The organism is Bradyrhizobium sp., from assembly GCF_035273305.1.
Taxonomy (GTDB): domain Bacteria; phylum Pseudomonadota; class Alphaproteobacteria; order Rhizobiales; family Xanthobacteraceae; genus Bradyrhizobium.
Window position 1 is genome coordinate 16,844 of record NZ_DATEPI010000342.1, and the last position, 25,110, is coordinate 41,953.

A 25,110-nucleotide genomic window follows, 5' to 3' on the forward strand; every position below is an offset into this window, starting at 1 on the left:
AATTTGAATGGCCAGAATGCAAAGCGATCGTCTGCTTCCCTCGCTCGCGAGCTGGCGGACGCCGCTGGTCATCATGATTTGCGGTTGCGCGATCGGACTGTTGGGCTTCGGCCCTCGCTCAACTCTAGGCTTCTTTATCCAGCCGATGAGCGGCGAGTTTGCTTGGGGGCGCGACATTTTTGGCCTGGCGCTCGCCATTCAAAATCTGTTGTGGGGACTGGGCCAGCCGTTGGCCGGCGCGATCGCTGATCGCTTTGGCGTTTTTCGCGTGATGTGCGTCGGCGCCATTCTTTACGCCGCGGGTCTTGTGGTGATGCGCTATGCAGCCACGCCGTTGTCGCTGGATTTCGGGGCCGGCGTCTTGATCGGGTTCGGCCTGTCAGGCTGCTCGTTCAATCTGGTCCTTTCGGCGTTCAGCAAGTTGCTGCCGCCGGAGCGACGAGGAATGGCACTCGGCGCAGGCACCGCGGCCGGATCATTCGGCCAATTCCTGTTCGCGCCATTCGGGGTGGCCTTGATCGGTAATTTCGGCTGGCAGACGACCCTGATGGTATTCGCTGGTCTGATGCTGCTGATCGTCCCGCTGTCGCTCGCCCTCGCTACACCGGCGGCCACAACGAAAGAAGTGGCGGCTGCGGACCAGCAGTCGTTCAAGACCGCGCTGGCGGAAGCGTTCGGCCATCGCTCTTACGTGCTGCTGGTGCTGGGCTTCTTTACCTGCGGCTTTCAACTGGCATTTATCACCGTGCATTTGCCGGCTTATCTGTCCGATCGCGGTATATCGGCGCAAACGGGCGGCTGGGTGATCGCCGCTATTGGTTTGTTCAACATTATGGGCTCATTGGGTGTCGGCTGGCTGCAAAATCACGTTCCAAAGCGCTACATCCTTTCGACAATTTATTTTGTCCGGGCGGTGTCGATCGTCACCTTTATCTCGGTGCCGATCACGACATTCTCCGCGATTATGTTTGGGGCGATCACCGGCCTGACCTGGCTCTCGACTGTCCCTCCGACTTCGGCGCTGGTCGCGGTGATGTTCGGCACGCGCTGGTTCGCGACGCTGTATGGATTTGCATTTGTCAGCCATCAGGTGGGAGGGTTCCTGGGCGTTTGGCTCGGCGGGGTCGTGTTCGAACAATTCGGATCGTACACGCCGATTTGGTGGCTCTCGGTCACGTTCGGCGTCCTCTCGGCGCTGATCAACTTGCCAATCGTCGAAGCTCCGGTGCCGCGCCCGGTTGCAGAGCCCGCCTAGACCGTTCACAGTCGGCAAATCCAACAAGAAGCGCCAGGAGTCTACGTTGGGAACGTTCAAGGCCATCCGGATCGACAAGGCGGAAAAAGGCACGACAGCCGCGCTCACCCAATTCGACGAAGCCGAACTGATGGAGGGCGACGTCACCGTACGGGTTGAATGGTCGACATTGAATTACAAGGATGGTCTCGCGGTCACCGGCAGGGCGCCAGTGGTGCGGCGGTTTCCGATGATCGCCGGCATTGATTTTTCAGGGACGGTCGAGCAATCGTCAAATCCGCAATGGAAGGCCGGCGACAAGGTGATCTGCAACGGCTGGGGCATGGGTGAGACGCATCTTGGTGCTTACGGCGAAAAAGCGCGCGTTAAGGGCGACTGGTTGGTGCGTTTGCCGGAGGGGATGTCGGCGCGCGACGCGATGGCGATCGGCACTGCCGGTTATACCGCGGTGCTCGCGGTGCTCGCGCTGGAAGCGCACGGGCTGACGCCGAAGCATGGGCCCATCGTCGTGACCGGGGCGGCCGGTGGTGTGGGGTCGGTCGCAACGGCCGTGTTGTCCAAGCTCGGCTATCACGTGATCGCGTCGACTGGTCGCATGTCCGAGGCGGCCTACCTCAAGGAAATCGGCGCCGCTGAGGTGATCGATCGCAATGAGTTATCCGGTCCTGCCAAGCCGCTGGCTCGGGAGCGGTGGGCGGGGGGCATCGACAGCGTCGGCTCAACCACGCTTGCCAACCTTCTCTCGATGACGAAATACGGCGGCGCAATCGCCGCCTGTGGTCTCGCTGGCGGCATGGACCTACCCTCGTCGGTGGCGCCGTTCATTTTGCGTGGTGTGTGCCTTCTCGGCATCGACTCGGTAATGTGTCCTATCGAGCGGCGGAAAGCGGCTTGGCGGCGGCTGGCCACTGATCTGGACCCGGCAAGACTGGCTGAAATCACTCACGAAATTGATCTTGAGCAGGTGATTGGGGCCGGCCCCAAAATCCTGGCCGGGCAGGTTCGGGGCAGGATCGTGGTAAAAATTCCCTAGCCCGTTCAGACTTTACCAACCAAGCTGCTCCAATGTTGCCACGGTTCGTATGGTAAGCAGCGGGTAAAGGGACCAGGCGTTGCCCGCCTTGAGTAGAGTGGGAGTCCAGCATGCTTGCGCGTTTCGTGGTGGGGGCGGTCACGGCCGGTGCGGTGATCGCGCCCGCGATGGCCGGAATGATGAATGCCGATGAGGCGCGCAAGTTCGTAGCCGGAAAGGTATTCGCATTTACCTGCTTCGATGGCACCCGCGGCGCAGGCCGGATCCTCGATGACATGGGCGCGGCCGGCGCGGTGCAGTTCAGCGGCTCAGGTCCCGTTCGTCACCTTCGGCTGCCGGGAAATACGCTCCAGGTCCGCGGCCAGGCGGTGTGCGCCTCGATCAAGGGCATTCCTTTCGAGCCATGCTTTAATCTCGACAAGAGAGACGACCGCAGCTTCCGTGGTTCAGTTTCCGGCATGGGTTTCGCTTATTGCGATTTCCGCCATCAGGGAGCAGCGCAGATGTTGCTGGCCCGCGCCGCGGCCCGGCCTCGATCATTGCATCCGCGGGAGCACGCGCGATCGGCTGACGCGTCACGTACGGAGATAACCGCTCGCGTCGAAACTCCGCGGATCGAGAGCGTTGGCAGCATCCCGCCCGTTAGCTCTGAAAGTCGATCCGAGTCTTCGAAAGCCGAAGGCGCTCCGGAGCTTCGCCGCTCAACCGAATAGCCGTCTCCGCTGTTCGGGTCACGTATAACTGCCTTCATATTAGTCCTGCGGTGAACGTCCGCTCGCGTCCTCGTGCGCTTGATGATTGCAGGCGCTGGCACTGGCGCCCGCTCTCCGATCCGTTCGGTCGCGGATTCCATGCTTGGTATTATTACGGTCCGTCAGTTAACCCGACGCTAGATACGCTCGGCTATTTCCTCGATTGATTGAAGCGCGGTACATCGGTCGAGCGCAGCGACCGCGAAGGACATATGAATGAGCATATTCTCGCTGCGGCTGGTTCATAAGATTACGGGCATCGGGATCGTGGGGCTCGCCGGCGTCCTTTTGACCGGCGGCATTCACTTGTACGGAGAGGCCGCCACCGCTGTACACCGCGACGCATCCGAAGGCGCGCGAGACATCTTCGATTTGAATCGCAAGATCGAGATCGAAGTGCTCGAGAGCCGGCGTGCGGAAAAGGATTTTCTCCTGCGCGGCGATCTCAAAAAGGTCGACAGGCAGCTTGAGATCGGCAAATCCGTCGCATCCGACATCGATCGCTTGCGCGAAAAAATCGCCGCGGCGGGGAAGCCGGAACTGGCGCGCAAGGTGGAGGCCGTGAGTGCCTCGTTAAAGCAATATCAAGCACATTTTCTGACGATCGTGCAGCAGAAGCAGAAACTGGGGCTGGATGAGAATTCCGGCCTGGAAGGGCGTCTGCGAACTTCCGTGCATGAAATGGAGTCCAGGGTCGAGCAACTTCATGAGACCGGACTTCTGGTGACGATGCTCATGATGCGACGTCACGAGAAGGACTTCATGCTTCGGCATGCTCAAAAGTACGGCGACGAAATGAAGAAGCGCGCGTCCGAATTCGTGACCGCGCTCGGAAGCACGGACATTCCGAGTCCCGCAAAGGCCGAACTGAAGGAAAAGCTCGCGGACTATCAACGCGACTTCCTTGCCTGGATGGAAACCTCGCTGGCTCTGTCGAACGACACCAAGGCGATGTCCGACTCATTTGCGACCATCGAGCCGGTGATCGAAGCCATATCGAGCGAAGTGAACGCCCTGAGGGTCGCCGCCGATCGATCGCGGATCGAGGTGCGAGATACGATTCAATGGCAGATGGCGGTCGCCATTCTGCTAATTGCAACGCTGGTGCTGGCAGCCGGCTTTTTCATCGGCAGGTCGGTCTCCCGGCCGTTGGCGCAGATGAGCCGAGCTTTGGTCGATCTAGCAAAAGGCAATTTCTCGATTGTGCTGCCCGGGCTTGGTCGGAGCGACGAAATCGGTGAGATCGCCCAAGCTGTCGAAAGCTTGAAGGTTACGGCGGAGCAAAGAGCGCGCGATGAAGCGGAAGCCAAGCTCCGGCAGGATCAGATCGCGGCTGGGCAGCGCAAGCAAGACATGATCAAGCTCGCTGACACGTTTGAATCCGCCGTTGGTGAGATCGTGGAGACCGTTTCAGCCGCCTCGGTTGAACTTGAGGCGTCCGCCGCGACGCTTACCTCAACCGCAGAGCGGGCTCAGCAGGTCACCACAAGCGTCGCGGCTGCATCCGCGGAGGCCTCCAGCAATGTGCAGTCGGTTGCATCCGCTACGGAAGAAATGGGCTCCTCGGTCAATGAAATCAGCCGCCAGGTTCAGGAATCGGCGCGCATTGCCAATGACGCCGTCGTTCAGGCGCACGAGACCAACGATCGGATTGGTGAACTTTCGAAGGCGGCCAGTCGCATTGGCGACGTGGTCGAACTGATCAGCACAATCGCCGGACAGACCAATCTGTTGGCTCTGAACGCCACGATCGAGGCGGCGCGCGCCGGAGAGGCCGGTCGGGGCTTCGCGGTAGTTGCTTCCGAAGTGAAAGCATTGGCGGAACAGACCGCCAAAGCTACTGGCGAGATCGGCCAACAGATCGCCGGCATCCAGAGCGCGACCCAGCAGTCGGTCGGGGCGATCAAGGAAATCAGCGACACCATCGGAAAACTGTCCGAGATATCCTCGACGATTGCCGCGGCGGTAGAAGAGCAGGGCGCGGCAACGCACGAGATTTCCAGGAACGTGCAGCAGGCAGCGGAGGGAACCTCGCGGGTCAGCGTCAACATCGGCGAGGTGCAGCGGGGGGCGAGCGAGACCGGCTCTGCATCCTCGCAGGTGCTGGCTTCGGCTCAATCACTGTCGGTGGAGAGCAACCGGCTCAAGCTCGAGCTCGGTAAATTCCTGGAGTCGGTTCGTGCCGCATGAAGCGCGCGGCTCACTCGAGATCGATACGAAACGGCCGGCCCTCAACGTTCATGCTGCCCGGCCCCATCTCGTCCAGCGCGCGTAGCATCCGACCTTCGCGGCCCAGTGCCTCGTCCGCGAGACTGACGATCAGGCGGTTCGGTGCGGCGACCGGCGAGGCCGCGCGAATCTGTCGCGCAATGGAGGTTTCATCGCGGTGCGGATTAAGCAGGCAGGCGGCGGCGAACGCGCTCGCGGTCGAGCGGCTGATACCGGCATAGCAGTGCACGACAAGGGGCGCGCTGCGGTCCCAGCTACGTACGAAGTTCAGCACCTGCTCGATATGCATATTGCAGGGCGCCACAAATCCATCCATCTGCTCGGTGATGTCGTCCATCTGCACTTTGAGATGGTTGGCAGGCAGTACCGAGACCGGGCGCTGCACCTGATCGACATTGGCCATCACTGTGAGCACGTGGCTGGCGCCCGTGGACTTGACGGTATCCGGAAGCGCGGCGAGCGAGCAAACGTGAATCATTGGGTTCCTTCTCTGCCAATTATAGAGCCCCGTAACGGGCAGTGAAAGCTCCGTGAGAGCGCATTTACGTGTGCAAGGTCTCGAACCGCATCAGGAATCGCTTCTCGGCCTTGGCCGCCGTCCACGGCGTGAGATAGTCCTCTTGGATCGGCCGCGGCAGGCCTGGATCGCGGCCGAACAGGCGTTTCGCCTCGGCCTGCGCGAAACCGGCAAGCTGGGTTGCCTCGAGGTAGGCCGCGCCCCGATCGGCATCTTTTATCCGGCGCTCGATATCCGAGATCAGTACCGGCGGCAGCCCGAAGCGGATGTGGATCGCCGCGAGCAGTCGCTTCTCGACTTGCTTGTAATCGCCGCCGAGGACCGCTTTGAAGGGCGAAATCATGTCACCGATCACATATTCCGGAGCATCATGCAGCAGCGCCGCCAGCCGCACCTTGGCGTCGATCCGCGGCACCTGCTCGATCATGACGGCCTCGACCAGTAACGTGTGCTGCGCCACCGAAAAGATGTGCGCGCCGCTGGTCTGACCATTCCAGCGCGCGACCCGCGCCAGCCCATGCGCGATATCCGCGATCTCGATATCCAGCGGCGAGGGATCCAGCAGATCAAGCCGCCGACCCGACAGCATCCGTTGCCAGACCCGGGTGGAGATCTGTTTTGCGAACGGCGCTTTCAGCGTCATTTTGGTTTGAGGCGCGGCGCGCGATGCTTGCCGGCGCAAGCGTCGTGGCAGAAACATGTCACCAGGTGGTCGTTGACCATGCCGGTAGCCTGCATGAAGGCATATACGATCGTAGGCCCGACGAACTTGAATCCTCGCGCCGCCAGCTCCTTTGAAATCTTGATCGAGAGCGGAGTGGATGCCGGCACGCTCGCGGTGGTCTTGAAATGATTGACCTTCGGCTTGCCGTCCACGAAATCCCACAACAACTTCGAAAATCCGGGACCCTCCTCCATGATCTTGAGCCAGGATTTGGCACTATTGATTGCGCCCTCGATTTTGGCGCGGTTGCGAACTATCCCGGCATCGTTCATCAGCGCGTGAATCTTCTTTGCATTGTAGCGCGCGATCTTCTCTGGCTGGAAATCATCAAACGCCTGGCGGAAATTTTCCCGCTTTCGCAGAATGGTGATCCAGGAAAGCCCGGCCTGAAAACCGTCGAGGATGAGTTTCTCGTACAACGCCCGATCATCATGTTCCGGGACTCCCCATTCGGTGTCGTGATAGGCGACGTAGAACGGGTCGTCACCGGGCCAGGGACACCGCGTGAGCCCATCGGCATGTAGGCGTGCGGACCTGGTCATGCCACGGTCTGCTTCGATGATCTCAGAAGCTCATCAGGGTCGCCAAGCCGGATGGCAATGCCACCTGAGGTCAAAGGCAATCCGGCCTGCAGGGCATCTGCGACACGATCAGTGCGCATCAGTGCGAGCCCGTGAGGGATCGCGCTCGAGCCCATCGTGCCGACAGCCTTGTCGCCGGCAAGAACCGTTGCGCCCGGTTCGGGGGAGGGGCCGTCGACGATCACGCGAACCGTTCGCGTCCTTGCGGTGCCCCGGTGCTGCATGCGCGAGACAACTTCCTGCCCGACGTAACATCCCTTGTCGAAGTCGACTCCATGCAGACGGTCCATGTTGGTTTCGTGTGGAAAGGCATCACCGTAAATGAAATCCAGACCACCGCGCGGAACGCCCGACGCGATGCGATGCGCCTCATAGGCTGCGCTGTCGACCATTTCGGCGCCGATCAGATCGGCGACTTTTTGCGCGAGCGGCCCGGCTACAAGAATTCGCCAGCCGAGCGCCGGCTGACGCGGATCGGCGAACGCCAGGTCGGGCTTGGTCGCGAGTTCACCGTGCCATGCCGCGAGCACGCCGAGGCTGTCGGAGAGATTTTCGATCGTGACCTTGGCGCGCAACTTGTAGAAGCCTAGCTTGTCAGTCAGCGCCTGCGCCAATGCGCGCGGGCAATCGATCAGGAATCCGCCACCTTCGGAAGGCGCCTCGGCGAGCAAAAAATCCACAACTATCTTGCCCTGCGGCGTCAGCAACGCCCCAAATCGGGCGAGACCGGGCCGCAGCAGCATCACATCAGTTGTCACAAGGCCGTTGAGAAACTCGCGGGCAGCTTCGCCGCTAACCTTGACCACGCCCCGGTCGGGGAGGAACGCTGCTTTCATGCAAAAATCTCTTGCGACATGTTGCAGCGGAACGTAAGCCGCCAAGTCATAAACGACAAGACCCGCACGCGCATGCGACCACCTCGCCCGTACTGAGAACCGAACGGCCACGTTTCGATGGCCAGAAGTTCACACTCTTTGCTTTGAGTAGGCTAACGGCCTTCCAGCCGTGAGGGCAAACCGAACACGAGGAATCATGAGCCAGAGCTTCGATCTGATTCTTAAGTCCGGCACCGTCGTCAACCAGGATGGCGAGGGCGTGCGCGATATCGCCGTCTCCAACGGCCGCATCGCCGCCATTGGCACGTTTGCGGCCCGTTCTGCCGGCGAGGTGATCGACTGCAACGGTCTTCACATCCTGCCCGGCGTGATCGACACGCAGGTGCATTTTCGCGAACCTGGACAGACTCACAAGGAGGATTTGGAGACGGGTTCGCGCAGCGCCGTGATGGGCGGGGTGACCGCCGTATTCGAAATGCCGAATACGGATCCACTGACCGTAACGGAATATAATTTCACCGCCAAAGTGAAGCGCGCTCACCACCGCATGCACTGCGACTTCGCATTCTTCATCGGCGGTACTCGCGAAAATGTGCAGGATTTGCCGGAGCTGGAGCGCTCCCCGGGCTGCGCAGGCGTCAAGGTTTTCATCGGCTCATCCACCGGCGCGTTGTTGGTGGAGGACGACCCCAGCCTGCGGCGGATTTTTCAGGTGATCAGACGTCGCGCGGCTTTTCACGCCGAGGACGAGTACCGTCTCAACGAACGGAAAGGTCTGCGCGCAGAGGGTGATCCGCGTTCGCATCCGGTGTGGCGCGATGAGCCCGCGGCGCTAATTGCGACACAGCGCCTCGTGAAGCTTGCCCGTGAAAGCGGCAAACGGATTCACGTGCTACATATCTCGAGCAAACAGGAAATCGAGTTCTTGCGGGACCACAAGGACGTCGCGTCCTGCGAGGCGACGCCGCATCACCTCACCCTGGTCGCACCCGACTGCTACGAGCGGCTCGGCACCCGCGCCCAGATGAACCCACCGGTCCGATCCGCCGATCATCGCGATGGCATCTGGGACGGTATCACGCAGGGCATCGTCGACGTGCTCGGCTCCGATCACGCGCCGCATACGCTGGAAGAAAAGGCCAAACCCTATCCGGCATCGCCATCAGGCATGACCGGGGTGCAAACGCTGGTGCCGTTGATGCTGGATCACGTCAATGCCGGCCGATTATCGCTAGCTCGTTTGGTCGATCTCACCAGCGCAGGTCCGGCGCGGCTGTTCAACATCGCCTGCAAGGGCCGGATCGCGGCCGGTTATGACGCAGACTTCACGGTGGTCGATCTCAAACGGAAGGAGACGATTACGAATGAATGGGTAGCCTCACGTGCGGGTTGGACGCCCTATCATGGCCTGCGTGTCACCGGCTGGCCGGTCGGCACTTTTGTGCGTGGCCGCCGCGTCATGTGGCAGGGCAGGCTGGAGACAGCCTCGACGGGCGAGCCGGTGCGGTTTCTTGAGACGTTGAGGCCGTGAGATTATTGCTTGGCGAGCGTGATTGAAAATTCGCCGTTGCGAACCCGCGCCGCAAGACCTTCCACGAATTTGGCCACTGCTTCCTCGCCATAGGTTCCGACCAGTTCGGCGAACGCTGCAAACAGGCTGGCCTGCGCGAGGCAGTCACCGTCGACGCCGTCGTGCCGCGCCTCCGCCCACGCTTCGTTCAGATAGCTGAGCGCCGTCTGTTTTTGTTCATGATCGCGCAGCGGCGGGCGGGCGGCGGCGAAGAATGCTGGGTCGCTCATGAAACTCGACAACACTATGCGCGGTCCAGGGCGGATCGCTCGAATGCGTGACGTTTAGCATGCGCCGGCGGGACGCCTAGCCAGTTCTTTAAGAAAGGTTAACGGTCGTGGTTCGGAACGAGTGTTTCTGGAACACGCCGCGCAACGCCTTAGTTGGCATAGCGGGCGGTGAGATCTCGCGAAATTCTTGAGCCTTCCTCGATGTAGCGACGGATCGCAACCGAAGCCGCAGGCGTGCAGCTACGATAGGTCTGCTGAAATCCATTATAGCCGCGGTTGAAACCCGCAATCATGCGAGCGCGCCGCTCGCCGGACGGAGTCTCCGCATCGATCAGCGCCTGCATCTGGTTGCGCCATTTCGGGCCTTCATTGCTGCCGCAAATGCCCCTGAGGTAGTGCAGTGTGCCGAGGATCTCGGCCAGCCGCTGCAAGTCACCATCGAACGGCGCCGCCGCATCCTGGGCCCGCGCAGGGCCACCGATGCATGCCGAGATGAGAATGAGTGCGGCGAGAATGCGCTTGGACATGGATGCCCGTGATATGCCTTTTCAATGCGCCGGTGGCAAGGCGACGCCCAGTCACGCCGACGAACCAGCCTCGCAGGCGCAGACCAGCTGACAGGCCGCCTGAATGACCTCCGGCAGGCCGCTGGTCACTTTGAGGTCGCCCAGCGCGCCCGGGCGGAGCCAGCGTGCATCGTCCAGCTCATCATTGAGGACCGGCTCGCCCGCGGTCCAGCGCGCCGCGAAGGACATAATGAGGTAATGGCCAAGCCCCGAACTTTCCGGCACGACCTCACGCCATCCGGCAAGCCCGATGATCTCGACCGTCAATGCGGTTTCCTCGCGGATCTCGCGATGCAGGGCCGCGTGCAAGGTTTCGCCGAATTCCACCCGGCCACCCGGAAAGGAATAGTACCCTTTGGCCGGCGCGCGTGCACGGCGCACTAGCAGGACCTTGTCGCCGCGAAAGATCGCCGCACTGACGGCCAGCTGAGGGTGAGATGGTTGAAGCGCTGATGATGCTGGCATCAATGCGTCATGATGTAATCGACGTCTGCCTCGGAGCCGCCATTGATGATGCCGCCCGCCAATGCAACCAGCGGCTTGACCCAGCCGGTGGCCTGTTCGGCCAGAATGGCCCGGGTCTTGTGCTTGGTGGCTTGACGCATTGCCGCGCCGACGGCCATCAGGATCGAGGTCATCGCCGAGGTTATGTTGTCGAACTCGGCTCGGATGATGACGTCGGCCGAATTGTAAGCCTCGATTGCGAGATCGCGCCGCTTGAAATGGGAGGCCATGAAATGCTCGCTATACGTCAGAGGTCGCCAGCTCATGAAATCCTTGGCGCATTCAGGCATTGAAGGAACCATTTCGAGCAGCATAATGGCTTCGTTGAAATGATTCAGATAGTCAGTGGCCAACCCGGTGCGCGGATTGATATTCGCGGCACGCAGCCGGGCAGCTTGGGCCGGATCAGGCTGCTCCTTGCGCGTCCTACGATTGGTTGGCGTGGATTTTGCGTTTCCTGATTTCATCTTCCGCAGTCTTGATGGTCGGGGTTAAAAGGTACTGAACAGATCCCTATCTGGACAATACAATGTGCGGACGCTTCGTCATAACCTCGCCACCGGCGGCCTTGCGGCAGATGTTCGGCTATGCCGAGCAGCCTAATTTCCCGCCCAGGCACAATGTCGCGCCGACGCAGCCGATCCCGGTTGTCATTCTCGAGAACGGCGGCAGGCACTTCCGGCTGATGCGTTGGGGGCTGGTGCCAGGCTGGGTCAAGGACTCGAGGGACTTCGCCCTATTGATAAACGCGCGCGCCGAAACCGTTGATGAAAAACCTGCTTTCAAGAATGCGATGAAGCGGCGCCGCTGTCTGATACCGGCGGATGGCTATTACGAGTGGCAAACCGCCGGAAGCCGGAAAAGGCCTTATTTCATCCATCGTCGCGACGGGTTGCCGCTCGGTCTGGCGGGACTGGCCGAAACCTGGATCGGCCCCAACGGCGAAGAGCTGGACACGGTAGCAATCGTCACCACAGCCGCCAGCAACGATCTTTCATCCCTCCATCCCCGCGTTCCCGTGACGATTGCGCCTGCTGATTTCGAACGCTGGCTGGATTGCAGCGCGCACGATGTCGAGGAGGCGATGGCGCTGCTGAAGCCGCCGCGCCAAGGCGAATTCGCGTGGCACGAGATCTCGACACGGGTCAACCACGTCGCCAATGACGACGCCCGGCTGATCCTGCCCATGACCGACGAGGAGCGCGAACGCGAGCAGTCGACGCCGGTCAAGAAGGTGGCTGCGCGCAAGGTGGCGCCGGTCGCATCCGAGGACGGGCAGGGAAGCTTGTTCTGACCGCACGCGCAGCGGCGCACTTCCTATACGAGAAAATCAAGCCTTAAGGGCGGCGCGTATCCCGATCACCGAAAAATGTTTATCGCCGCATATTGCAGCAGCAGAATGGTCTTCGCATCCGCGATGCGGCCGTCACCGATCATGGTCATCGCCTCATCGAACGACAATTCAAACACCTCGATATCCTCGCCCTCGGAGGCGATCCCGCCGCCGTCACCAACTCTCATCTCCGGTTGGTACTCGGCGACAAAGAAGTGAAGCTTCTCCGTGACCGACCCCGGGCTCATATACGCCTCAAACACTTTCTTGATCTCGCCAAGCCGATAGCCGGTTTCCTCTTCCGCCTCTGCCCGAATGCGCTGCTCCGGAGTCTTCTCGTCCAGTACACCGGCCGGCGCCTCGATCAGAAGACCATCGTAGCCGTTGACATAAGTCGCGTAGCGGAACTGCCGGACCAGCACCACAGTCCGGCGCGCCAGGTTGTAAGGCAGCAACGTCGCTGCATTACCGCGGTCGTAGGTCTCGCGCTCCAGCTCCTGCCACTCGCCGTTGGAACGCTGCCAGGCGAAGGTGGTGGCTTTCAAAATGTAGTGGTCATCGGAGAGCAGGCGGACGTTCTTGATACGGATGCGGTGCGAAACGCTCATGTCACCTCTGTGATCTGCAACTACGGTGTTGGGTCGCGCCCATCGAGCCATTTAGCGAATACCACACGTTCCTGCTCAAAAAAGCCGAGCGATTGGTAGAAGGCGCGCACCTTATCGTTATCTGGGCGAACCATGAGCTGTAACTTCTCTATGCCGCGCATGCGCAGCCACTCTTCTGCGGCGCTCATAATTGCGCGGCCCAAGCCGTTGAAGCGGTGATTTGGATCGACTGTGACGTAGTAGACCCAGCCGCGATGGCCGTCATGGCCGACCAGCACCGATGCGACCAGTGAGCCCTTATGGCGGCCCAGCAGCACCGTCGAGTTTGCTTCGCGGCGCGCCAATGCGATGTCTGCGGCAGGATCATTCCAGGGGCGTGTCGAACCGCAACGTTGCCACAGCCCAACGACTTCGGGGATATCGCCGTCTTCAATGCTTGTGACGATCAAAGCTTGAGCTTCCGCAGGAATACTCACAGCACCTTGCCCGGATTCATGATCCCAAGCGGATCGAGCATCGCCTTGATTCCGCGCATCAATTCAATCGCCACTTTATCTTTGACGTGAGGCAGCTCATCACGCTTCAGCACGCCGATGCCATGTTCGGCGGAAATGGACCCGCCCATCCGCAGCACGATATCGAACACCACCGCGTTGACCTCATTCCAGCGCGCAAGGAAGTCGGCGGCCTCGCCGCCGACCGGCTGGCTGACATTGTAGTGGATGTTGCCGTCACCGAGATGGCCGAACGGCACCGGTCGCGCACCGGGAATGAGTTTCATCACGGCGGCATTGGCCTGTTCGATGAAATCAGGCACCGCGACCACGGGCACGGAGATGTCGTGCTTGATCGAGCCGCCTTCCGGCTTCTGCGCCGCTGACATCTCGTCACGCAGTTTCCAGAACGCGCTGCGCTGGCTCAAATTCGCGGCGATCACGGCATCTTCCACGACACCATTCTCGAGACCCTGCGCCAGAATAGACTCCAGCGCGGCGCGGGCGTCGTCGCGCGGTGACGACAACTCCATCAGCACGTACCAGGGATAGCTGCCCGAGAGCGGATCGCGGATGTCGATGCCATGGCGAACGCTGAAATGCACCGCTAGGTCAGACAGGAGCTCAAAACTCGTCAACGTGCCCGCGGCCTCGTTCTGCGAAATCGAGAGCAGCCGGAGCGCGGCCGCCGGCGATTTGAGGCCGACAAACGCGGTTTCAATGGCGTGCGGCTTCGGAAACAATTTCAATGTCGCCGCGGTGATAATGCCCAGTGTGCCCTCGGCGCCGATGAAGAGGTTACGCAGATCGTAGCCGGTATTGTCCTTTTTCAGTTTCGACAGGCCGTTCAGGATGCGCCCGTCGGCAAGCACCACTTGAAGCCCGAGCGCCATCTCGCGGGCCACTCCATAGGCCAGCGCCGTGGTGCCGCCGGCATTGGTGGAGAGATTGCCGCCAATGGTGCAGCTTCCCTCCGCACCGAGCGACAGCGGAAACAGGCGATCGACTTCGGAAGCGCGCTGCTGTGCGACCTGCAGCACCACGCCTGCTTCGCAGGTCATGGTATTGGAGGCGGTATCGATGTCGCGTATTTGATCCAGCCGGCGCAGCGAGACCACCACCTCGCCATTGTGCGGGGTCTGCCCGCCGACAAGGCCGGTATTGCCGCCCTGTGGCACCAGCGCCACACGGTGTTCGCTGGCAAGCTTGCAGATCGCCGAAACTTCTTCGGTTGAGCCCGGACGCAGCACCAGTGGCGATTTTCCATGAAACAGGTCACGCTCTTCGGTAACATACGGCGCGATTTCGGCCGTATCCGTCACCGCGTATTTGTCGCCGACGATCTTTCGGAAACGCCCGATCAGTTCGGCCGAGAGCGGCTGGGTTGCTGGCTGGACAACGTTCATTTTGACGGCCGTACTTTCACTTCCGCTCGACCGAGGCGCGGCGCAGCCGATCATTGATCGCCTCGCCAAGCCCATGATGCGGCACCGGCATCACAGCGATCGCCCGTGCGCCGTTGGCGTCGAGCGCGCGAAGATGGCCGAAAAGATTTGCGGCAGCTTCATTGAGATCGCCACGCATTGATAAATTCATCACCACGTTCGCTGCATTAGCTCCCGGTATTGCACCTGACCCAAATGCCAGCAGCGCCTCGCCGTTCTCGACGCTTTCAGCATCCAGCCGCACTTTCGTGCGCGGCGCGTAATGCGAGGCCAGCATCCCCGGCGCCAGCGGCTGGCTACGGTTGGTATGGGGAGCTTGCGCCAGTGCTCGGCCGAGCACGCGCTCGATCTCGGCGCGCGGCACGCCGCCGGGCCGCAGCAGCATCGGCTGCTCGAAGCAGGCGATGATGGTGGATTCGACGCCGACTTCCACCGGGCCGCCATCGACGATCAGGTCGATGCGGTCGGCCAGATCGCTTTGCACGTGAGCGGCTGTGGTTGGCGAAACATGCCCCGACAGATTTGCCGATGGCGCAACCACCGGGCCGCCAAATGCGCGGAGGATCTCGCGCGCCACCGGATGCGCGGGCACGCGGATCGCCACGGTCTCAAGTCCCGCGGTTGCGAGATCCGCGATGGTGCAATTTTCGCTCTTCGGCAACACCAGCGTCAGCGGCCCCGGCCAGAACGCTTCCGCAAGCGCCATCGCGGCCGCATCGAAGCGGGCGATCTGCGCGGCACCGTCACCATCCCGGATATGAGCGATCAGCGGATTGAACGAGGGCCGGCCCTTGGCCTGATAAAGCCGGGCGATCGCCGCGGCACTGGTGGCGTCGGCGCCGAGGCCGTAAACCGTCTCCGTCGGGAAGGCGACCAGTCCACCCGCCGCGAGGCAGCGAGCCGCCGCGGTCACGGCGGCCTGGTCGGCGGGCAGAATTGGCGTTTTCAGGCCCACATTCACGGGGGTTATGTCCTCAATTCGGCTTCTTGCGGTGTGCGACACCCAAGGCTATAAGCCGCGTTCTTGTCGGAGTGTGGCTCAGCCCGGTAGAGCACTGCGTTCGGGACGCAGGGGTCGCAGGTTCGAATCCTGCCACTCCGACCAAGAAAATCAATTACTTAGCTCTACCGCCATTTCTTGCGTCCTGCAATAAGGCCGGCACTACGTTGCCGATCGTGCGGGACGTCCCGCGTTACGTTCCTTTCGGCATGTCGCCTTCACATGGAAACCGCTCGCCCTGATGTCTCCGGGCAAGCTGTCGCGCATGAACGAATGGTCGTGCCGGTAGTAAAGCAGGGAAGCGATGACGATCTGCGCCATGACGGCAATCACTATGCTGCGCGCGTTGCGCGCGCCTAAGCCGACTTCCGTCCGATCTTGACGTGGGTCGCATTCTCGCCCGTGACGCGATCAACCGGCGCGTAGCCGAGCGCAGGTAAATCTAATCCTGCAAACAGGCTTTCGCCCGCGCCGAGCAGCACCGCCGGCAACGCCAGATGCATCTCATCGAGCAGCCCCGCTTGCAGGAACTGGCGCACCACCGAGGCGCCGCCGCCGATCCTGATATCCCGGTCCTTCGCAGCCGCGCGCGCCTGCTTCAGCGCGGCTTCGATCCCGTCGGTCACGAAATGGAAGACGGTGCCGCCTTCCATCTCGATCGACGCCCGCGCGTAATGGGTGAGCACGTACACCGGCGTGTGATAGGGCGGATTGGGGCCCCACCAGCCCTTCCACAAGTCATCCGGCCATGGACCGCGGATCGGGCCGAACATGTTTCGCCCCAAGATCCAGGCGCCAATATTTTCCATCGAACGTTCGGCGAATCCGTTGTCGACACCGGTGCTGCCGCCGTCCCGACCGGTCATCGTGTGGAACATCCGCGTCTTGAGCATCCATTCCGGCAACGCCATTCCGCGGTCCCCGAAGGGATTGTCGACGGTTTGATGAAGGCCGGCGGCAAAACCGTCGATCGAGACCGAGAAGGCCGAAGTCCTGATTATTCCCATGATGCCACGCTTCCACAAATGAGGGTTGATTGAAAGACGGGTGAGGGAGCCTGCGGCCGACATCGCGCGTAAAAGATTACGGGACTATTTTGATCTTGAGATCGTGCGACTGGTTGCGACGGAGTTCCGAGCAACTGTATGTTTTGGAAGTTGATCGCTTGCCGCTGAGCATTTGTGGGGGAGACATGATGAGACTTGCCCGTCGTCGCTTTTTGCAGCTGGCCGCCGGCGCGGCTGGTGTGCCAGCATTTTCAAAACTCACACGCGCTCAGGCTTATCCCGCGCACCCTATTCGAGTGATTGTCGGCTATACGCCCGGCGGCTCGGCGGACCTCACCGCGCGTCTTATGGGGCAATGGCTGTCCGAAAGGCTAGGGCAGTCATTCGTCATCGAGAACCGGCCGGGCGGAGGCACCAATATCGCTACCGAGGCGGCGCTACGTTCGCCGCCGGATGGTTACACGTTACTTCTTGCCGCGCCGGCAAACGCGATCAACGCCACGCTTTATAACAAGCTCAATTTCGATTTCCTGCGCGATAGCGAACCGGTGGCAGGTCTGATCCGATTTCCCAACGTGGTGGTGGTACATCCGTCAGTTCCGGTCAAATCGATTCCGGAATTGATCGCTTATGCCAAAGCCAACCCAGGCAAGCTCAACATGGCATCCTCCGGCAATGGATCGACGATCCATATGTCGGGCGAACTATTCAAGATGCTCACCGGCACCAATATGGTTCATGTGCCGTACCGCGGTGGCGCGCCCGCGCTCACCGACCTGCTTGCGGGGCAGGTGCATGTGATGTTCGACAACATCCCGACCTGCGCGGAGCACGTGAAATCAGGCAAGCTGCGCGGCCTCGCGGTCACCAGCACGACGCGCTCGGAGGTGTTGCCGGACCTGCCTACCGTGGCGGATTTCCTGCCGGGCTATGAGGCGAGCGCCTGGTACGGGATCAGTGTACCCAAGAACACACCGGCCGATATCATCGACAGACTGAACAAGGAGACCAACGCCGTTCTGGCAGCACCGGCGGCGAAGGAGCGGTTCGCGGAGCTCGGGGCGTTTCTTCTGTCGGGATCGGCCGCCGATTTCGGAAAACTGCTGGCCGATGAAACCGAGAAATGGGGCAAGGTGGTCAGGTTTGCAGGGGTGAAGGTGGACTAGAGCCCACCGGTTCTGATTGAATCAGAGGCGGACTCTAGCGTATTTTTTGACGCGTTTTGCTCACGCGAACCGCCGTCGCCTTCGTTCGAAAACGCCTTAGCACGAGCTGGCATTCGTTGCGGCACGGCTAAGGTTTCGGCCGGCCTCACTCGGCAAAGGGTATGCCGAGCCGTCCCATGCCTGGAAGTTTCAACGCAGGACGACGGATGTCGAGGCCGAGCACGCCTCCGAGGATATTAAGCTCGATGCCCTCAACCCAGCCTGCAATCACGCCGACATAACCGCCAAGCGAAACGAATATGCCTGTACGAGATGGCGTGAGGCCGTACCACTTGCCTGCGTACGGATAGTCCTTGCCGATCGCGGTCGGCGGAAGCACCGCGTTCAACTCGGGCACCGCATCAAGCACGGCCTGGACAAAGGTATTGGAATTCGGACCGGGCCATGGGCTGTAATCGCCATAGGCGCGGAATTTGTAATTTTCGACGACCGCGCGGATTTTCGGGATCAGTCTTTCAGCCTCATCGCCGTCGGCGCTTGCGATGGTTTCGGGAATGGCTCCGAACCATCGGCCATCAGCCGCAAAACCATCAATGCGTATCGGTTCGCCCCACGCCGTGTAGTCATAGCGGCTGTAGCGTGACGCATCCCGTTCCTTGACGACGATCCAGGTGTGAACCGCAAAAATTCCGCGCCAGCGTACCGTGCGCGCTGCAAAAACTCTCACGATGGCTTCCGGATGTTCGGAGGCGGACGGCAGAAGCCCGGCGCTTGAACGATCCGCGGTTTGCCAGTTGCCTCTGCGATCGCCGAGGACATAATTGACAGCAGAGACGATCACAGGCGCGAGGATCAAAAGCAGAAAAATCAGCAAATATCTTTTCACGATAAAGGCAGGTTGGATGGCGGGTTGAAACAATATAGTTCGCCTGATCGGTTTTGCGAACAACATCCGGGCCGCTCGCTTCACCGTGCCATGACGGGAACAAACGCCAGCGATGTGCAGTTTGGCTAGGTGACCGCGAGAAGGAAGTTTAAGAAATGAACGCTGCCGCCAACCAACTGGAACTGCTGCTGGGTCGCGCAGCCCTTCAGCTTTGGCCCGATCTGCCCCGCGACGTGCAGGAGAGTTTGTTTGAGGCGGCAGTTCCGCTCGATCCGGCATTGCGAAACCGAATGGCGATTTTCCTGCACGACCTGCATCCAAGAACGGCGCATCCGCCCAGGCCGACGACGCTCGCGTAAATCTATCCGCAGCAATCCGTCGTTTGTACCGGGTCACAACGCGCCGCGCGGCCGCCGGCTATAAGCTTACCAACAGGGATCAAGAGGAACCGCGAGGGCTCGGATTTCATTGAGGTTGCATGTGTGCAGTTGCTTTGCGTTCGCGTTCGAAAAAGGCCTTGGCTGGTGCACGGGGCTCACGCAAGGCAGAGTTTCCGGATTTCATTAAGCCATGTGATCCGATTTTGCGACAACGCGCGCCGGCGGGCGACGACTGGCTCTACGAGATCAAGGCCGATGGGTATCGCGCGCAGATCCACATCGATGCAGGGTCCGTCAAAGCATATTCACGGACGGGATTAAATTGGACCGACCAGTTCAGTCTCATCGCTGAAGCAGCCGAACAGCTGAAGGTGCGGCAAGCGGTTTTTGATGGCGAAGCCGTCGTCTACGGCGCGACCGGCCTCCCGGATTTTCAGGCGCTCCGCCGAGAGCTCGGCAGAAAACGATTGGGCGGCCTGCGCTATCACGCTTTCGATCTCTTGTATCTCAATGGCTACGATTTGCGACGTGTCGCCTATGCGGATCGTAAGGAGTTGCTCAAGCAGGTGCTCGCCGGCGGGCCTGAGCCGCTGATCTATGTCCCATACCTTGAAGCCGACGGCGATCGCGTGTTTCAGCACGCCTGCAGCCTGGGGCTGGAGGGCGTCGTCGGCAAGCGCCGCAACTCGCTCTACCGTTCGGGACCTTCCGATGACTGGGTCAAACTGAAGTGCAGCAAGAGCGACAACTTCCCGATTGTTGCGTTTGTTGAGAAATTGGGCGCCCATCCACGCCGCATCGCCTCGCTCTATCTTGGCCGGCACAAGCAGGGCAAGCTGGTATATGCGGGCAAGGCACGTACCGGATATACCGAGCGCACGGCCCGCGAATTGCGAGAACAGCTCGATCCGTTGATCGTCAGGAAGTCGCCGCTTTCGCAGCCCGTCAACAAGCCAAAGGCGACATGGGTTGAACCTGCGGTAGAGGCTGAAATCGAGTACAGCGGCTTTACGGATGATGGGCTGCTGCGCGCGGCGGTGTTCAAAGGGGTCCGCGACGACCTGAGGACAGTGGCTTCGCCGCCGATCCAGCCTGCCGCACCAACCCGCAAGCAAGCTCGCGTCGGCGTGCCGCGAGAAAATATTTTGCAGTTGCTGCCCGATGCCGTTGCGCCTTCAAAGGAAGAATTGGCGCGCTACTGGCAGAAGGTGGGCAAGCGCGCGCTTCGCTTCCTCGGCAACCGGCCGCTGAAATTGGTGCGGCATACCTATGGCACGACGTTTTATCACAAGGGCAGATTGCCCCCGATTCCCGATAGCGTGCATCAACTTCGCATCCGGAAGCGGGAGGGCGGCGAGGGCGTGCGCGTGTGGGTGGATGATATCGAAGGATTGCTCGGGCTTGTGGCGATGGATGCTGTCGAGCTGCATCCGTGGTCAGCAACGGTCGATGATATCGAGCATGCCGACCAGCTGGTGTTTGATCTTGATCCCGGTCCGGGAGCGTCCTGGGATTTCGTGGTTGAGACCGCGTTCGATCTCAAGCGCCTGCTCGACGATGAAGGCCATGAGAGCTGGCCCAAACTGACAGGCGGAAAGGGCCTGCATCTGATGGTGCCTCTGCATCGACGCCTGAGCCACGACAAGGCGCGGCTCTACTGCAGATCGCTTGCCGAGCGGCTAGCAGCCGGTAAACCGGACGCATACACGCTGTCGGCTGTGCCGGCGCGCCGCAACAATCGAATTTTTCTCGATTACATGCGCAACGGCCGCGGCACCACAGCGGTCGGCGCCTACTCGCCCCGTGCGCGCGAGGGGTTTCCTGTGGCAGCTCCGGTGACCTGGAAAGATATCGAGCGCGGTATCGGGCCGGATGCCTACAGCATGCGGCGACCTCCTCGGCGATGAGCCGGGCGCGATTATCTGCGGTCGCTCACGCCCGCCTCTTTCCGCATCTCGTCTATCAGTTTTGAAGCCTCGGCTTTCGTGAGGTTCTCATCGAAAGCCTCGGGACGATGGGCCTGCTCGCAAAGCGTTTTGAGATAAGATGCTTGAGCTCCGGTCATCGGCTCGTCACCGGAGACCCACTCGTCCGGGTCTTTTTGAGTGTTCGAACCCGTGGTTGCTTTCGAAGTCATAACGTGCTCCTCGAAGCCGTAACGCGTCATTTGCTGCAGTGTTCCGCATCGAAACGCGGAACGAATGAACCCGGCAGGTTGTTAGGCCTGCGCGTCATCGTCGGACGAGAAACATCATGCCGCTAATTCCACGCCCACGCCGACGACGAGAAATGACGCTGGTTGCTGGTGTGCGCCGTCGAATCCAGCGATTGGGTCCCTATCAATCGATGGTGCTGCTCGCGATCCCGGTGGCGGTTGTGGAGCCGTTGAAATTCGTATCCTTGTTCGTCGCAGGCAAGGGCCATTGGCTCACTGGAACGGGGATGATTGTTGCGGCGTATGCCGTCAGTCTCCTGATCTTGGAACGGCTATTCAGGGTCGTCCGACCAAGGTTGATGACACTCGGCTGGTTCGCAAGGCTGTGGGCTGGCTATGTAGGTTTGCGCAACCGCGTTATGCCCTGGTCGAGCCGTTCCACCGAGGCCAGTGAAACCGGCCGCGGCTAGCACGGCGTGCTGCGTCGCCTGCTCACTCCACCGGATTGTCGACTGAACGGCTGGACTGGTGCGAATGGAACCCGCGGCAAAAATTTCGACGGCTTTATGGCGGCGCTTTCCCGAGAATGGCCGCATCGCACGATTAGATTCCGAACAGTTGCCAGGAAGAGTTGAGAGAGGGAGGATCCTTCTCATGTACCCAGACCACGCGCACCTGGATTGCCCATCATCCAACGGAGTTCTCATGCCGGCGGTCAACCTTCGCGCATCATTGATCCTGCATGCGTTGGAGGAAGCGGAAGCCGAGCTGATCGGAAAAGCGGTCGTTCTCACCGACGGAAAAGCGGGAACGGTCGTTGCGGTCTCACTCGACGAACTGCACGGTCTGCGAATCTCGATCGCAGGTCATGACGGAAAGTGGCCGGTATCGACGATCAAGTTTGTGCAAAATTAGCTTTGGCGCATTGGCCAGTAATCTTGCCGGCCACATCGGCTGGACTTGGGCGATGGCAGTTCCTAAATAACCCGTTGCTGCTCCTTTGTTTATTCGGGGAGGCTTCGGATGGTTCTGAAAAGTGTCTGCCTCGCCGGCGCCTGCACCATGCTGTTGGCCTGGAGCGGTGCGTCGCTGGGGGACGAATACCGGCCCGAACAATTTCTGGGGCTCGACCTTTCAAAGGCCGTGCTTTCGCCAAAGCCGCTCGGCCCGCCGGCCGCGTTCGCGCCGGTGCCGGTCGAGGCCAAGACAGATCACGGCAGCGAAGGACCGCAGGCCGAGGCGGAACACATCAGGCACCCCCGAGTTCATGTCGCCCGGTCCAGGATAGCCATCAGCCAGCCCAAACTTCATGCAAAGCCCAAGGCGCGCCTCGCGCAGGTAAGCACGAAGCCTCAGCCGGCGTCGCATGCGCATCCAGCGCCGCATATCAGGCTCGCGCGCCGACACCGCAATCCGCTCGACGCCCAGGCATTGGACACGCGAATCCAAGTCTGGCCGTGCAGATCAGGCGGCATCTGCAACTGGAAGTGATAGTGCATATGAGCAGGCTGCGGTTCGGCTGATCGTGTCTCAACACTCACCGGTTTGCCTTCGTTGCACTAGCGTTGCCGTTTCTGACGGGGTTGACCGATCTCATCCGGCTTGATCTCGAGTTGGACATCGCGTCACGGGCAGATTATCAAGCCGCGCCACGCTTTCTCACCCGCCGTTTCACCCATTATCATTTTCGCGCAGCGTCGCCGACACGCATCGCTACAAATTCAGGACTGATCATGGAATATCTGCAAACCCAGGACATCAGCCTGCCGCGGCTCGGCCTCGGCACGTTTCGCATGCAGGGCGACGCCTGTCGCGCTGCGGTCGAATCCGCGCTCGCTCTCGGGTATCGGCATATTGACACCGCGGAAATGTACGGCAACGAAGATGCGATCGGCGCCGCCATCTCCGCCGCTCGGATTGCGCGCGCGGATCTGCACGTCACCACAAAAGTATGGCACGAAAATCTCGCGCCAGATTCAATCCGGCGAGCCTTTGACAGCAGCCTGAAAAAGCTCAGGCTCGATCAGGTCGATCTTTACCTCGTGCACTGGCCGTCCAGGCATATGGATTTGCCCGCGATATTTGAAACGTTGATGAAGCTGAAGGCGGAGGGCCGCACCCGAGCAATCGGTGTCGCCAATTTCAACATCCCGCTGTTGAAGACCGTGGTTGAAGAGATCAAAGCGCCGATCGCGTGCAACCAGGTCGAATATCACGTGATGTTGGATCAGACGAAGCTCACCAACTATCTCGCAGCGAGCTCGATCCCGTTGGTGGCTTATTGTCCGCTGGCGCAAGGCCGGGCGGCTTCCGACCAGACGCTATCGGCGATCGGCCGCAAGCACGGCGGCACTGCCGCACAGGTAGCGCTGAAATGGCTGCTCGATCAGGATGGCGTTGCAGCGATTCCGAAAGCATCCCGCCGTGAGAGTCAGAAGGCCAATCTAGACGCTCTGAAACTGAAACTCGATGACGAGGACCGGCAAGCCATCGCCGCATTGCCGAAAGACAAGCGATGCGTGAATCCCGGTTTTGCTCCGACGTGGGACTGAACAAGAAAATGGCCCCTTGCGGGGCCATTCCTGTGTCAGCCTTCAGTATTCTCGCTTCTTGATAATCACCTTCTTGTCGGCGCGATGCCGCCAGCCTTCGTGCCAGCCGTGATCACGATGCATGCGGAATTCGGCGCGCGGGCCGAAATGATGATCGCGATGTTTGATCACCACCGTTTCGGCACTTGCAATGGTCGGCGCGGCGACGGCGATCGCACCAAGCGCTGCAATGACATAACCAAGCTTCTTCATTTCGTCCTCCTCATATGAACGGAAATAAAACAGCGCAGGTTAGGGAACGTTCCCCCGAAAACAGGAGAGAATTCTGAACGGATGTTCAGCAATGGCTGACGCAAAGGTTAATGCGAGCGTTTCGTAAAGCTTTGCGCACTAGTCGACGATCGCCTGGTAGACCAGCGCGTTGATTTTTTGCCGGTAGTGCCAGCGGATCGGGCCGGGCGCAGCCGACAGATACACAACGGCAAGTTGCTCTTTCGGATCGACCCACCAATCGGTGCCGCTCGCGCCCGGCCATGAGAATTGCCCGACCGATCCCATCATGCGAACCACACCCGGAGAGGTGCGTACCGCAAGTCCCAGTCCAAAACCGTAATCGGCGCGGGTCGGGTCAGCATTGCCGACGAGATTTTTGATGTTCGACCCGAGCTGGTCCGACAACATGTAGTCGATAGTCTTGGGGCCGAGCAGGCGGGCTTCGCCCGCGCTCCCACGGTTCATCAGCATCATCGCGAAGCGCAAATAGTCCGAGGCCGTAGAAGCCGCGCAGCCGCCGCCGCATTCGAATTTGATCGGCTGGGTCAGCTCCGGACTGCGCGCTTGCGGCTTGCCGGTGTCGGGATCGGCAGGCAACGGTTTGGCATAGCGGGTGGCCTTTTCGGCGGAAATCGAGAAGCCGGTATCGGTCATGCCCAGCGGCGAAAACAGGTTGGCCTGCAGATATTGTCCGAGCGTCTGCTTGGTGATGCTTTCGATCGTCAGCCCGAGCACGTCGAGCCCGAAGCCGTAATCCCACACGGTTGCCGGCTGATGCAAAAGCGGTAGCGAGGCCAGCTTGTCCAGAAAAGCCGCGCCATCATAGTCGCGGGCCGCATCGACGCTTCCCGCCGGATACATCTTGTGCACCAAGCTGGTGCCGCGACCGCCGTAGATCAGGCCGGACGTGTGGCGCATCAGATCCTGAATCGTGATTTGACGATTGGCCGGCACCGTTTCGGCGGTGGGTTCGCCGGCCTCGCGCGCGGCGACGCGCATGTTGGCAAATTTGGG

The 25,110-nt window shown here is 60.7% G+C and carries 31 protein-coding genes and 1 tRNA gene; 14 read left to right on the forward strand and 18 right to left on the reverse strand.

Annotation, left to right across the window (positions count from 1 at the left end; genetic code table 11):
- The first annotated feature begins 7 nt into the window (after positions 1-7).
- The 4 genes from VJV58_RS22090 (at position 8) to VJV58_RS22105 (ending at position 5,230) form a co-directional block, all read left to right on the forward strand.
- Positions 8-1,255 carry an MFS transporter gene (locus tag VJV58_RS22090; RefSeq protein ID WP_324139498.1) on the forward strand — a complete coding sequence of 416 codons (1,248 nt, stop codon included), beginning with the start codon at positions 8-10 and terminating at the stop codon, positions 1,253-1,255.
- Between the two features lie 46 nt (positions 1,256-1,301).
- Positions 1,302-2,288, forward strand: coding sequence for an MDR family oxidoreductase (locus tag VJV58_RS22095; RefSeq protein ID WP_324139499.1), 987 nt, complete (start codon positions 1,302-1,304; stop codon positions 2,286-2,288).
- Between the two features lie 110 nt (positions 2,289-2,398).
- Positions 2,399-3,001 carry a hypothetical protein gene (locus VJV58_RS22100; protein ID WP_324139500.1) on the forward strand — a complete coding sequence of 201 codons (603 nt, stop codon included), beginning with the start codon at positions 2,399-2,401 and terminating at the stop codon, positions 2,999-3,001.
- A 255-nt stretch (positions 3,002-3,256) separates the two neighbouring features.
- A complete protein-coding gene (locus VJV58_RS22105) occupies positions 3,257-5,230 on the forward strand; it encodes a methyl-accepting chemotaxis protein (RefSeq protein WP_324139501.1) in 1,974 nt (657 codons plus the stop codon).
- Positions 5,231-5,240: 10 nt separating this feature from the next.
- Here VJV58_RS22105 and VJV58_RS22110 read toward each other — a convergent pair whose 3' ends face one another.
- From VJV58_RS22110 to VJV58_RS22125, 4 genes are all read right to left on the reverse strand, one after another.
- Complete coding sequence (locus VJV58_RS22110) at positions 5,241-5,747, reverse strand: tyrosine phosphatase family protein (protein ID WP_324139502.1); 507 nt, start codon at positions 5,745-5,747, stop codon at positions 5,241-5,243.
- Positions 5,748-5,811: 64 nt separating this feature from the next.
- The gene (locus VJV58_RS22115; protein WP_324139503.1) at positions 5,812-6,429 is read right to left on the reverse strand and encodes an HD family hydrolase; all 618 of its coding nucleotides are present in this window, start codon (positions 6,427-6,429) and stop codon (positions 5,812-5,814) included.
- On the reverse strand, positions 6,426-7,052 hold the full coding sequence (locus VJV58_RS22120; RefSeq protein WP_324139504.1) for a DNA-3-methyladenine glycosylase I: 627 nt from the start codon (positions 7,050-7,052) through the stop codon (positions 6,426-6,428). Before VJV58_RS22120 ends, VJV58_RS22115 begins: the two co-directional genes overlap by 4 nt.
- Positions 7,049-7,927 carry a folate-binding protein gene (locus tag VJV58_RS22125; protein ID WP_324139505.1) on the reverse strand — a complete coding sequence of 293 codons (879 nt, stop codon included), beginning with the start codon at positions 7,925-7,927 and terminating at the stop codon, positions 7,049-7,051. The genes VJV58_RS22120 and VJV58_RS22125 overlap by 4 nt, the downstream gene beginning before the upstream one ends.
- Positions 7,928-8,123: 196 nt before the next feature.
- Between VJV58_RS22125 and VJV58_RS22130 the strand changes: the two genes are divergently transcribed.
- Positions 8,124-9,458, forward strand: a complete 1,335-nt coding sequence (locus VJV58_RS22130) for a dihydroorotase (RefSeq protein WP_324139506.1) — start codon at positions 8,124-8,126, stop codon at positions 9,456-9,458.
- 2 nt (positions 9,459-9,460) lie between these two features.
- Here VJV58_RS22130 and VJV58_RS22135 read toward each other — a convergent pair whose 3' ends face one another.
- The 4 genes from VJV58_RS22135 to VJV58_RS22150 all read right to left on the reverse strand — a co-directional run bounded on the left by VJV58_RS22135 (position 9,461) and on the right by VJV58_RS22150 (position 11,264).
- Positions 9,461-9,727, reverse strand: coding sequence for a hypothetical protein (locus VJV58_RS22135; RefSeq protein WP_324139507.1), 267 nt, complete (start codon positions 9,725-9,727; stop codon positions 9,461-9,463).
- Between the two features lie 149 nt (positions 9,728-9,876).
- Complete coding sequence (locus VJV58_RS22140) at positions 9,877-10,254, reverse strand: TIGR02301 family protein (protein ID WP_324139508.1); 378 nt, start codon at positions 10,252-10,254, stop codon at positions 9,877-9,879.
- A gap of 51 nt (positions 10,255-10,305) precedes the next feature.
- A complete protein-coding gene (locus VJV58_RS22145) occupies positions 10,306-10,758 on the reverse strand; it encodes an NUDIX hydrolase (protein WP_324139509.1) in 453 nt (150 codons plus the stop codon).
- Complete coding sequence (locus VJV58_RS22150) at positions 10,758-11,264, reverse strand: hypothetical protein (protein ID WP_324139510.1); 507 nt, start codon at positions 11,262-11,264, stop codon at positions 10,758-10,760. The genes VJV58_RS22145 and VJV58_RS22150 overlap by 1 nt, the downstream gene beginning before the upstream one ends.
- A gap of 62 nt (positions 11,265-11,326) precedes the next feature.
- On the opposite strand from VJV58_RS22150, the gene VJV58_RS22155 reads away from it, so the two are divergent.
- Positions 11,327-12,091: an SOS response-associated peptidase gene (locus VJV58_RS22155; RefSeq protein WP_324139511.1), complete on the forward strand. Its 765-nt coding sequence runs from the start codon at positions 11,327-11,329 to the stop codon at positions 12,089-12,091.
- Positions 12,092-12,156: 65 nt separating this feature from the next.
- Here the strand turns inward: VJV58_RS22155 and VJV58_RS22160 are convergent, their stop codons facing one another.
- Genes VJV58_RS22160 through VJV58_RS22175 form a run of 4 tightly spaced genes read right to left on the reverse strand, consistent with a single transcriptional unit; the run spans position 12,157 to position 15,638 of the window.
- The gene (locus VJV58_RS22160) at positions 12,157-12,738 is read right to left on the reverse strand and encodes an NUDIX domain-containing protein (protein WP_324139512.1); all 582 of its coding nucleotides are present in this window, start codon (positions 12,736-12,738) and stop codon (positions 12,157-12,159) included.
- A gap of 20 nt (positions 12,739-12,758) precedes the next feature.
- Positions 12,759-13,214: a GNAT family acetyltransferase gene (locus VJV58_RS22165; protein ID WP_324139513.1), complete on the reverse strand. Its 456-nt coding sequence runs from the start codon at positions 13,212-13,214 to the stop codon at positions 12,759-12,761.
- Entirely contained in the window at positions 13,211-14,638 is a 1,428-nt protein-coding gene (locus VJV58_RS22170; RefSeq protein WP_324139514.1) for an FAD-binding oxidoreductase, read from the reverse strand. The genes VJV58_RS22165 and VJV58_RS22170 overlap by 4 nt, the downstream gene beginning before the upstream one ends.
- Before the next feature lie 16 nt (positions 14,639-14,654).
- Positions 14,655-15,638, reverse strand: coding sequence for an L-threonylcarbamoyladenylate synthase (locus tag VJV58_RS22175; RefSeq protein WP_324139515.1), 984 nt, complete (start codon positions 15,636-15,638; stop codon positions 14,655-14,657).
- Between the two features lie 67 nt (positions 15,639-15,705).
- Here VJV58_RS22175 and VJV58_RS22180 point away from each other — a divergent pair.
- Positions 15,706-15,782 (forward strand) — tRNA-Pro (locus VJV58_RS22180).
- A 57-nt stretch (positions 15,783-15,839) separates the two neighbouring features.
- Here VJV58_RS22180 and VJV58_RS22185 read toward each other — a convergent pair.
- Positions 15,840-15,998, reverse strand: coding sequence for a hypothetical protein (locus VJV58_RS22185; protein WP_324139516.1), 159 nt, complete (start codon positions 15,996-15,998; stop codon positions 15,840-15,842).
- Between the two features lie 35 nt (positions 15,999-16,033).
- The gene (locus tag VJV58_RS22190; RefSeq protein ID WP_324139517.1) at positions 16,034-16,684 is read right to left on the reverse strand and encodes a dihydrofolate reductase family protein; all 651 of its coding nucleotides are present in this window, start codon (positions 16,682-16,684) and stop codon (positions 16,034-16,036) included.
- A 188-nt stretch (positions 16,685-16,872) separates the two neighbouring features.
- Here VJV58_RS22190 and VJV58_RS22195 point away from each other — a divergent pair, with 188 nt between their 5' ends.
- Positions 16,873-17,850 (forward strand): tripartite tricarboxylate transporter substrate binding protein, encoded by a 978-nt coding sequence (locus VJV58_RS22195; protein ID WP_324139518.1) that lies wholly within the window; start codon positions 16,873-16,875, stop codon positions 17,848-17,850.
- A 145-nt stretch (positions 17,851-17,995) separates the two neighbouring features.
- Here the strand turns inward: VJV58_RS22195 and VJV58_RS22200 are convergent, their stop codons facing one another.
- A complete protein-coding gene (locus tag VJV58_RS22200; protein ID WP_324139530.1) occupies positions 17,996-18,724 on the reverse strand; it encodes a DUF3750 domain-containing protein in 729 nt (242 codons plus the stop codon).
- Between the two features lie 167 nt (positions 18,725-18,891).
- Between VJV58_RS22200 and VJV58_RS22205 the strand changes: the two genes are divergently transcribed.
- Both VJV58_RS22205 and ligD read left to right on the forward strand, forming a co-directional pair.
- On the forward strand, positions 18,892-19,095 hold the full coding sequence (locus VJV58_RS22205) for a hypothetical protein (RefSeq protein WP_324139519.1): 204 nt from the start codon (positions 18,892-18,894) through the stop codon (positions 19,093-19,095).
- Positions 19,096-19,214: 119 nt separating this feature from the next.
- Positions 19,215-21,023, forward strand: a complete 1,809-nt coding sequence (gene ligD / locus VJV58_RS22210; protein ID WP_324139520.1) for a DNA ligase D — start codon at positions 19,215-19,217, stop codon at positions 21,021-21,023.
- Between the two features lie 11 nt (positions 21,024-21,034).
- On the opposite strand, the gene VJV58_RS22215 is transcribed toward ligD, so the two are convergent.
- Positions 21,035-21,253 carry a DUF3072 domain-containing protein gene (locus VJV58_RS22215; RefSeq protein ID WP_324139521.1) on the reverse strand — a complete coding sequence of 73 codons (219 nt, stop codon included), beginning with the start codon at positions 21,251-21,253 and terminating at the stop codon, positions 21,035-21,037.
- 152 nt (positions 21,254-21,405) lie between these two features.
- Here VJV58_RS22215 and VJV58_RS22220 point away from each other — a divergent pair, with 152 nt between their 5' ends.
- The 4 genes from VJV58_RS22220 (at position 21,406) to VJV58_RS22235 (ending at position 23,823) form a co-directional block, all read left to right on the forward strand.
- The gene (locus tag VJV58_RS22220; protein ID WP_324139522.1) at positions 21,406-21,741 is read left to right on the forward strand and encodes a hypothetical protein; all 336 of its coding nucleotides are present in this window, start codon (positions 21,406-21,408) and stop codon (positions 21,739-21,741) included.
- 235 nt (positions 21,742-21,976) lie between these two features.
- A complete protein-coding gene (locus VJV58_RS22225; RefSeq protein ID WP_324139523.1) occupies positions 21,977-22,186 on the forward strand; it encodes a PRC-barrel domain containing protein in 210 nt (69 codons plus the stop codon).
- 108 nt (positions 22,187-22,294) lie between these two features.
- Positions 22,295-22,762 carry a hypothetical protein gene (locus tag VJV58_RS22230; protein WP_324139524.1) on the forward strand — a complete coding sequence of 156 codons (468 nt, stop codon included), beginning with the start codon at positions 22,295-22,297 and terminating at the stop codon, positions 22,760-22,762.
- Positions 22,763-23,004: 242 nt separating this feature from the next.
- Positions 23,005-23,823, forward strand: a complete 819-nt coding sequence (locus VJV58_RS22235) for an aldo/keto reductase (RefSeq protein ID WP_324139525.1) — start codon at positions 23,005-23,007, stop codon at positions 23,821-23,823.
- A gap of 42 nt (positions 23,824-23,865) precedes the next feature.
- Here the strand turns inward: VJV58_RS22235 and VJV58_RS22240 are convergent, their stop codons facing one another.
- Positions 23,866-24,075, reverse strand: coding sequence for a hypothetical protein (locus VJV58_RS22240; protein ID WP_324139526.1), 210 nt, complete (start codon positions 24,073-24,075; stop codon positions 23,866-23,868).
- A gap of 138 nt (positions 24,076-24,213) precedes the next feature.
- A partial coding sequence (locus tag VJV58_RS22245; protein WP_324139527.1) for a serine hydrolase occupies positions 24,214-25,110 on the reverse strand: 897 nt, incomplete at its 5' end.

Excerpts from the sequence above, each read along its gene's own strand:
- VJV58_RS22130 (WP_324139506.1), top strand. The coding sequence starts at position 8,124 with ATGAGCCAGAGCTTCGATCTGATTCTTAAGTCCGGCACCGTCGTCAAC.
- VJV58_RS22230 (WP_324139524.1), top strand. The coding sequence starts at position 22,295 with ATGGTTCTGAAAAGTGTCTGCCTCGCCGGCGCCTGCACCATGCTGTTG.
- VJV58_RS22185 (WP_324139516.1), bottom strand. The coding sequence starts at position 15,998 with ATGGCGCAGATCGTCATCGCTTCCCTGCTTTACTACCGGCACGACCAT.
- VJV58_RS22120 (WP_324139504.1), bottom strand. The coding sequence starts at position 7,052 with ATGACCAGGTCCGCACGCCTACATGCCGATGGGCTCACGCGGTGTCCC.
- VJV58_RS22220 (WP_324139522.1), top strand. The coding sequence starts at position 21,406 with ATGACGCTGGTTGCTGGTGTGCGCCGTCGAATCCAGCGATTGGGTCCC.
- VJV58_RS22155 (WP_324139511.1), top strand. The coding sequence starts at position 11,327 with ATGTGCGGACGCTTCGTCATAACCTCGCCACCGGCGGCCTTGCGGCAG.
- VJV58_RS22105 (WP_324139501.1), top strand. The coding sequence starts at position 3,257 with ATGAGCATATTCTCGCTGCGGCTGGTTCATAAGATTACGGGCATCGGG.
- VJV58_RS22140 (WP_324139508.1), bottom strand. The coding sequence starts at position 10,254 with ATGTCCAAGCGCATTCTCGCCGCACTCATTCTCATCTCGGCATGCATC.
- VJV58_RS22090 (WP_324139498.1), top strand. The coding sequence starts at position 8 with ATGGCCAGAATGCAAAGCGATCGTCTGCTTCCCTCGCTCGCGAGCTGG.
- VJV58_RS22100 (WP_324139500.1), top strand. The coding sequence starts at position 2,399 with ATGCTTGCGCGTTTCGTGGTGGGGGCGGTCACGGCCGGTGCGGTGATC.
- VJV58_RS22240 (WP_324139526.1), bottom strand. The coding sequence starts at position 24,075 with ATGAAGAAGCTTGGTTATGTCATTGCAGCGCTTGGTGCGATCGCCGTC.
- VJV58_RS22135 (WP_324139507.1), bottom strand. The coding sequence starts at position 9,727 with ATGAGCGACCCAGCATTCTTCGCCGCCGCCCGCCCGCCGCTGCGCGAT.
- VJV58_RS22115 (WP_324139503.1), bottom strand. The coding sequence starts at position 6,429 with ATGACGCTGAAAGCGCCGTTCGCAAAACAGATCTCCACCCGGGTCTGG.
- VJV58_RS22235 (WP_324139525.1), top strand. The coding sequence starts at position 23,005 with ATGGAATATCTGCAAACCCAGGACATCAGCCTGCCGCGGCTCGGCCTC.
- VJV58_RS22160 (WP_324139512.1), bottom strand. The coding sequence starts at position 12,738 with ATGAGCGTTTCGCACCGCATCCGTATCAAGAACGTCCGCCTGCTCTCC.
- VJV58_RS22170 (WP_324139514.1), bottom strand. The coding sequence starts at position 14,638 with ATGAACGTTGTCCAGCCAGCAACCCAGCCGCTCTCGGCCGAACTGATC.
- VJV58_RS22215 (WP_324139521.1), bottom strand. The coding sequence starts at position 21,253 with ATGACTTCGAAAGCAACCACGGGTTCGAACACTCAAAAAGACCCGGAC.
- VJV58_RS22195 (WP_324139518.1), top strand. The coding sequence starts at position 16,873 with ATGAGACTTGCCCGTCGTCGCTTTTTGCAGCTGGCCGCCGGCGCGGCT.
- ligD (WP_324139520.1), top strand. The coding sequence starts at position 19,215 with ATGTGTGCAGTTGCTTTGCGTTCGCGTTCGAAAAAGGCCTTGGCTGGT.
- VJV58_RS22145 (WP_324139509.1), bottom strand. The coding sequence starts at position 10,758 with ATGCCAGCATCATCAGCGCTTCAACCATCTCACCCTCAGCTGGCCGTC.
- VJV58_RS22125 (WP_324139505.1), bottom strand. The coding sequence starts at position 7,927 with ATGAAAGCAGCGTTCCTCCCCGACCGGGGCGTGGTCAAGGTTAGCGGC.
- VJV58_RS22190 (WP_324139517.1), bottom strand. The coding sequence starts at position 16,684 with ATGGGAATAATCAGGACTTCGGCCTTCTCGGTCTCGATCGACGGTTTT.
- VJV58_RS22110 (WP_324139502.1), bottom strand. The coding sequence starts at position 5,747 with ATGATTCACGTTTGCTCGCTCGCCGCGCTTCCGGATACCGTCAAGTCC.
- VJV58_RS22150 (WP_324139510.1), bottom strand. The coding sequence starts at position 11,264 with ATGAAATCAGGAAACGCAAAATCCACGCCAACCAATCGTAGGACGCGC.
- VJV58_RS22225 (WP_324139523.1), top strand. The coding sequence starts at position 21,977 with ATGCCGGCGGTCAACCTTCGCGCATCATTGATCCTGCATGCGTTGGAG.
- VJV58_RS22205 (WP_324139519.1), top strand. The coding sequence starts at position 18,892 with ATGAACGCTGCCGCCAACCAACTGGAACTGCTGCTGGGTCGCGCAGCC.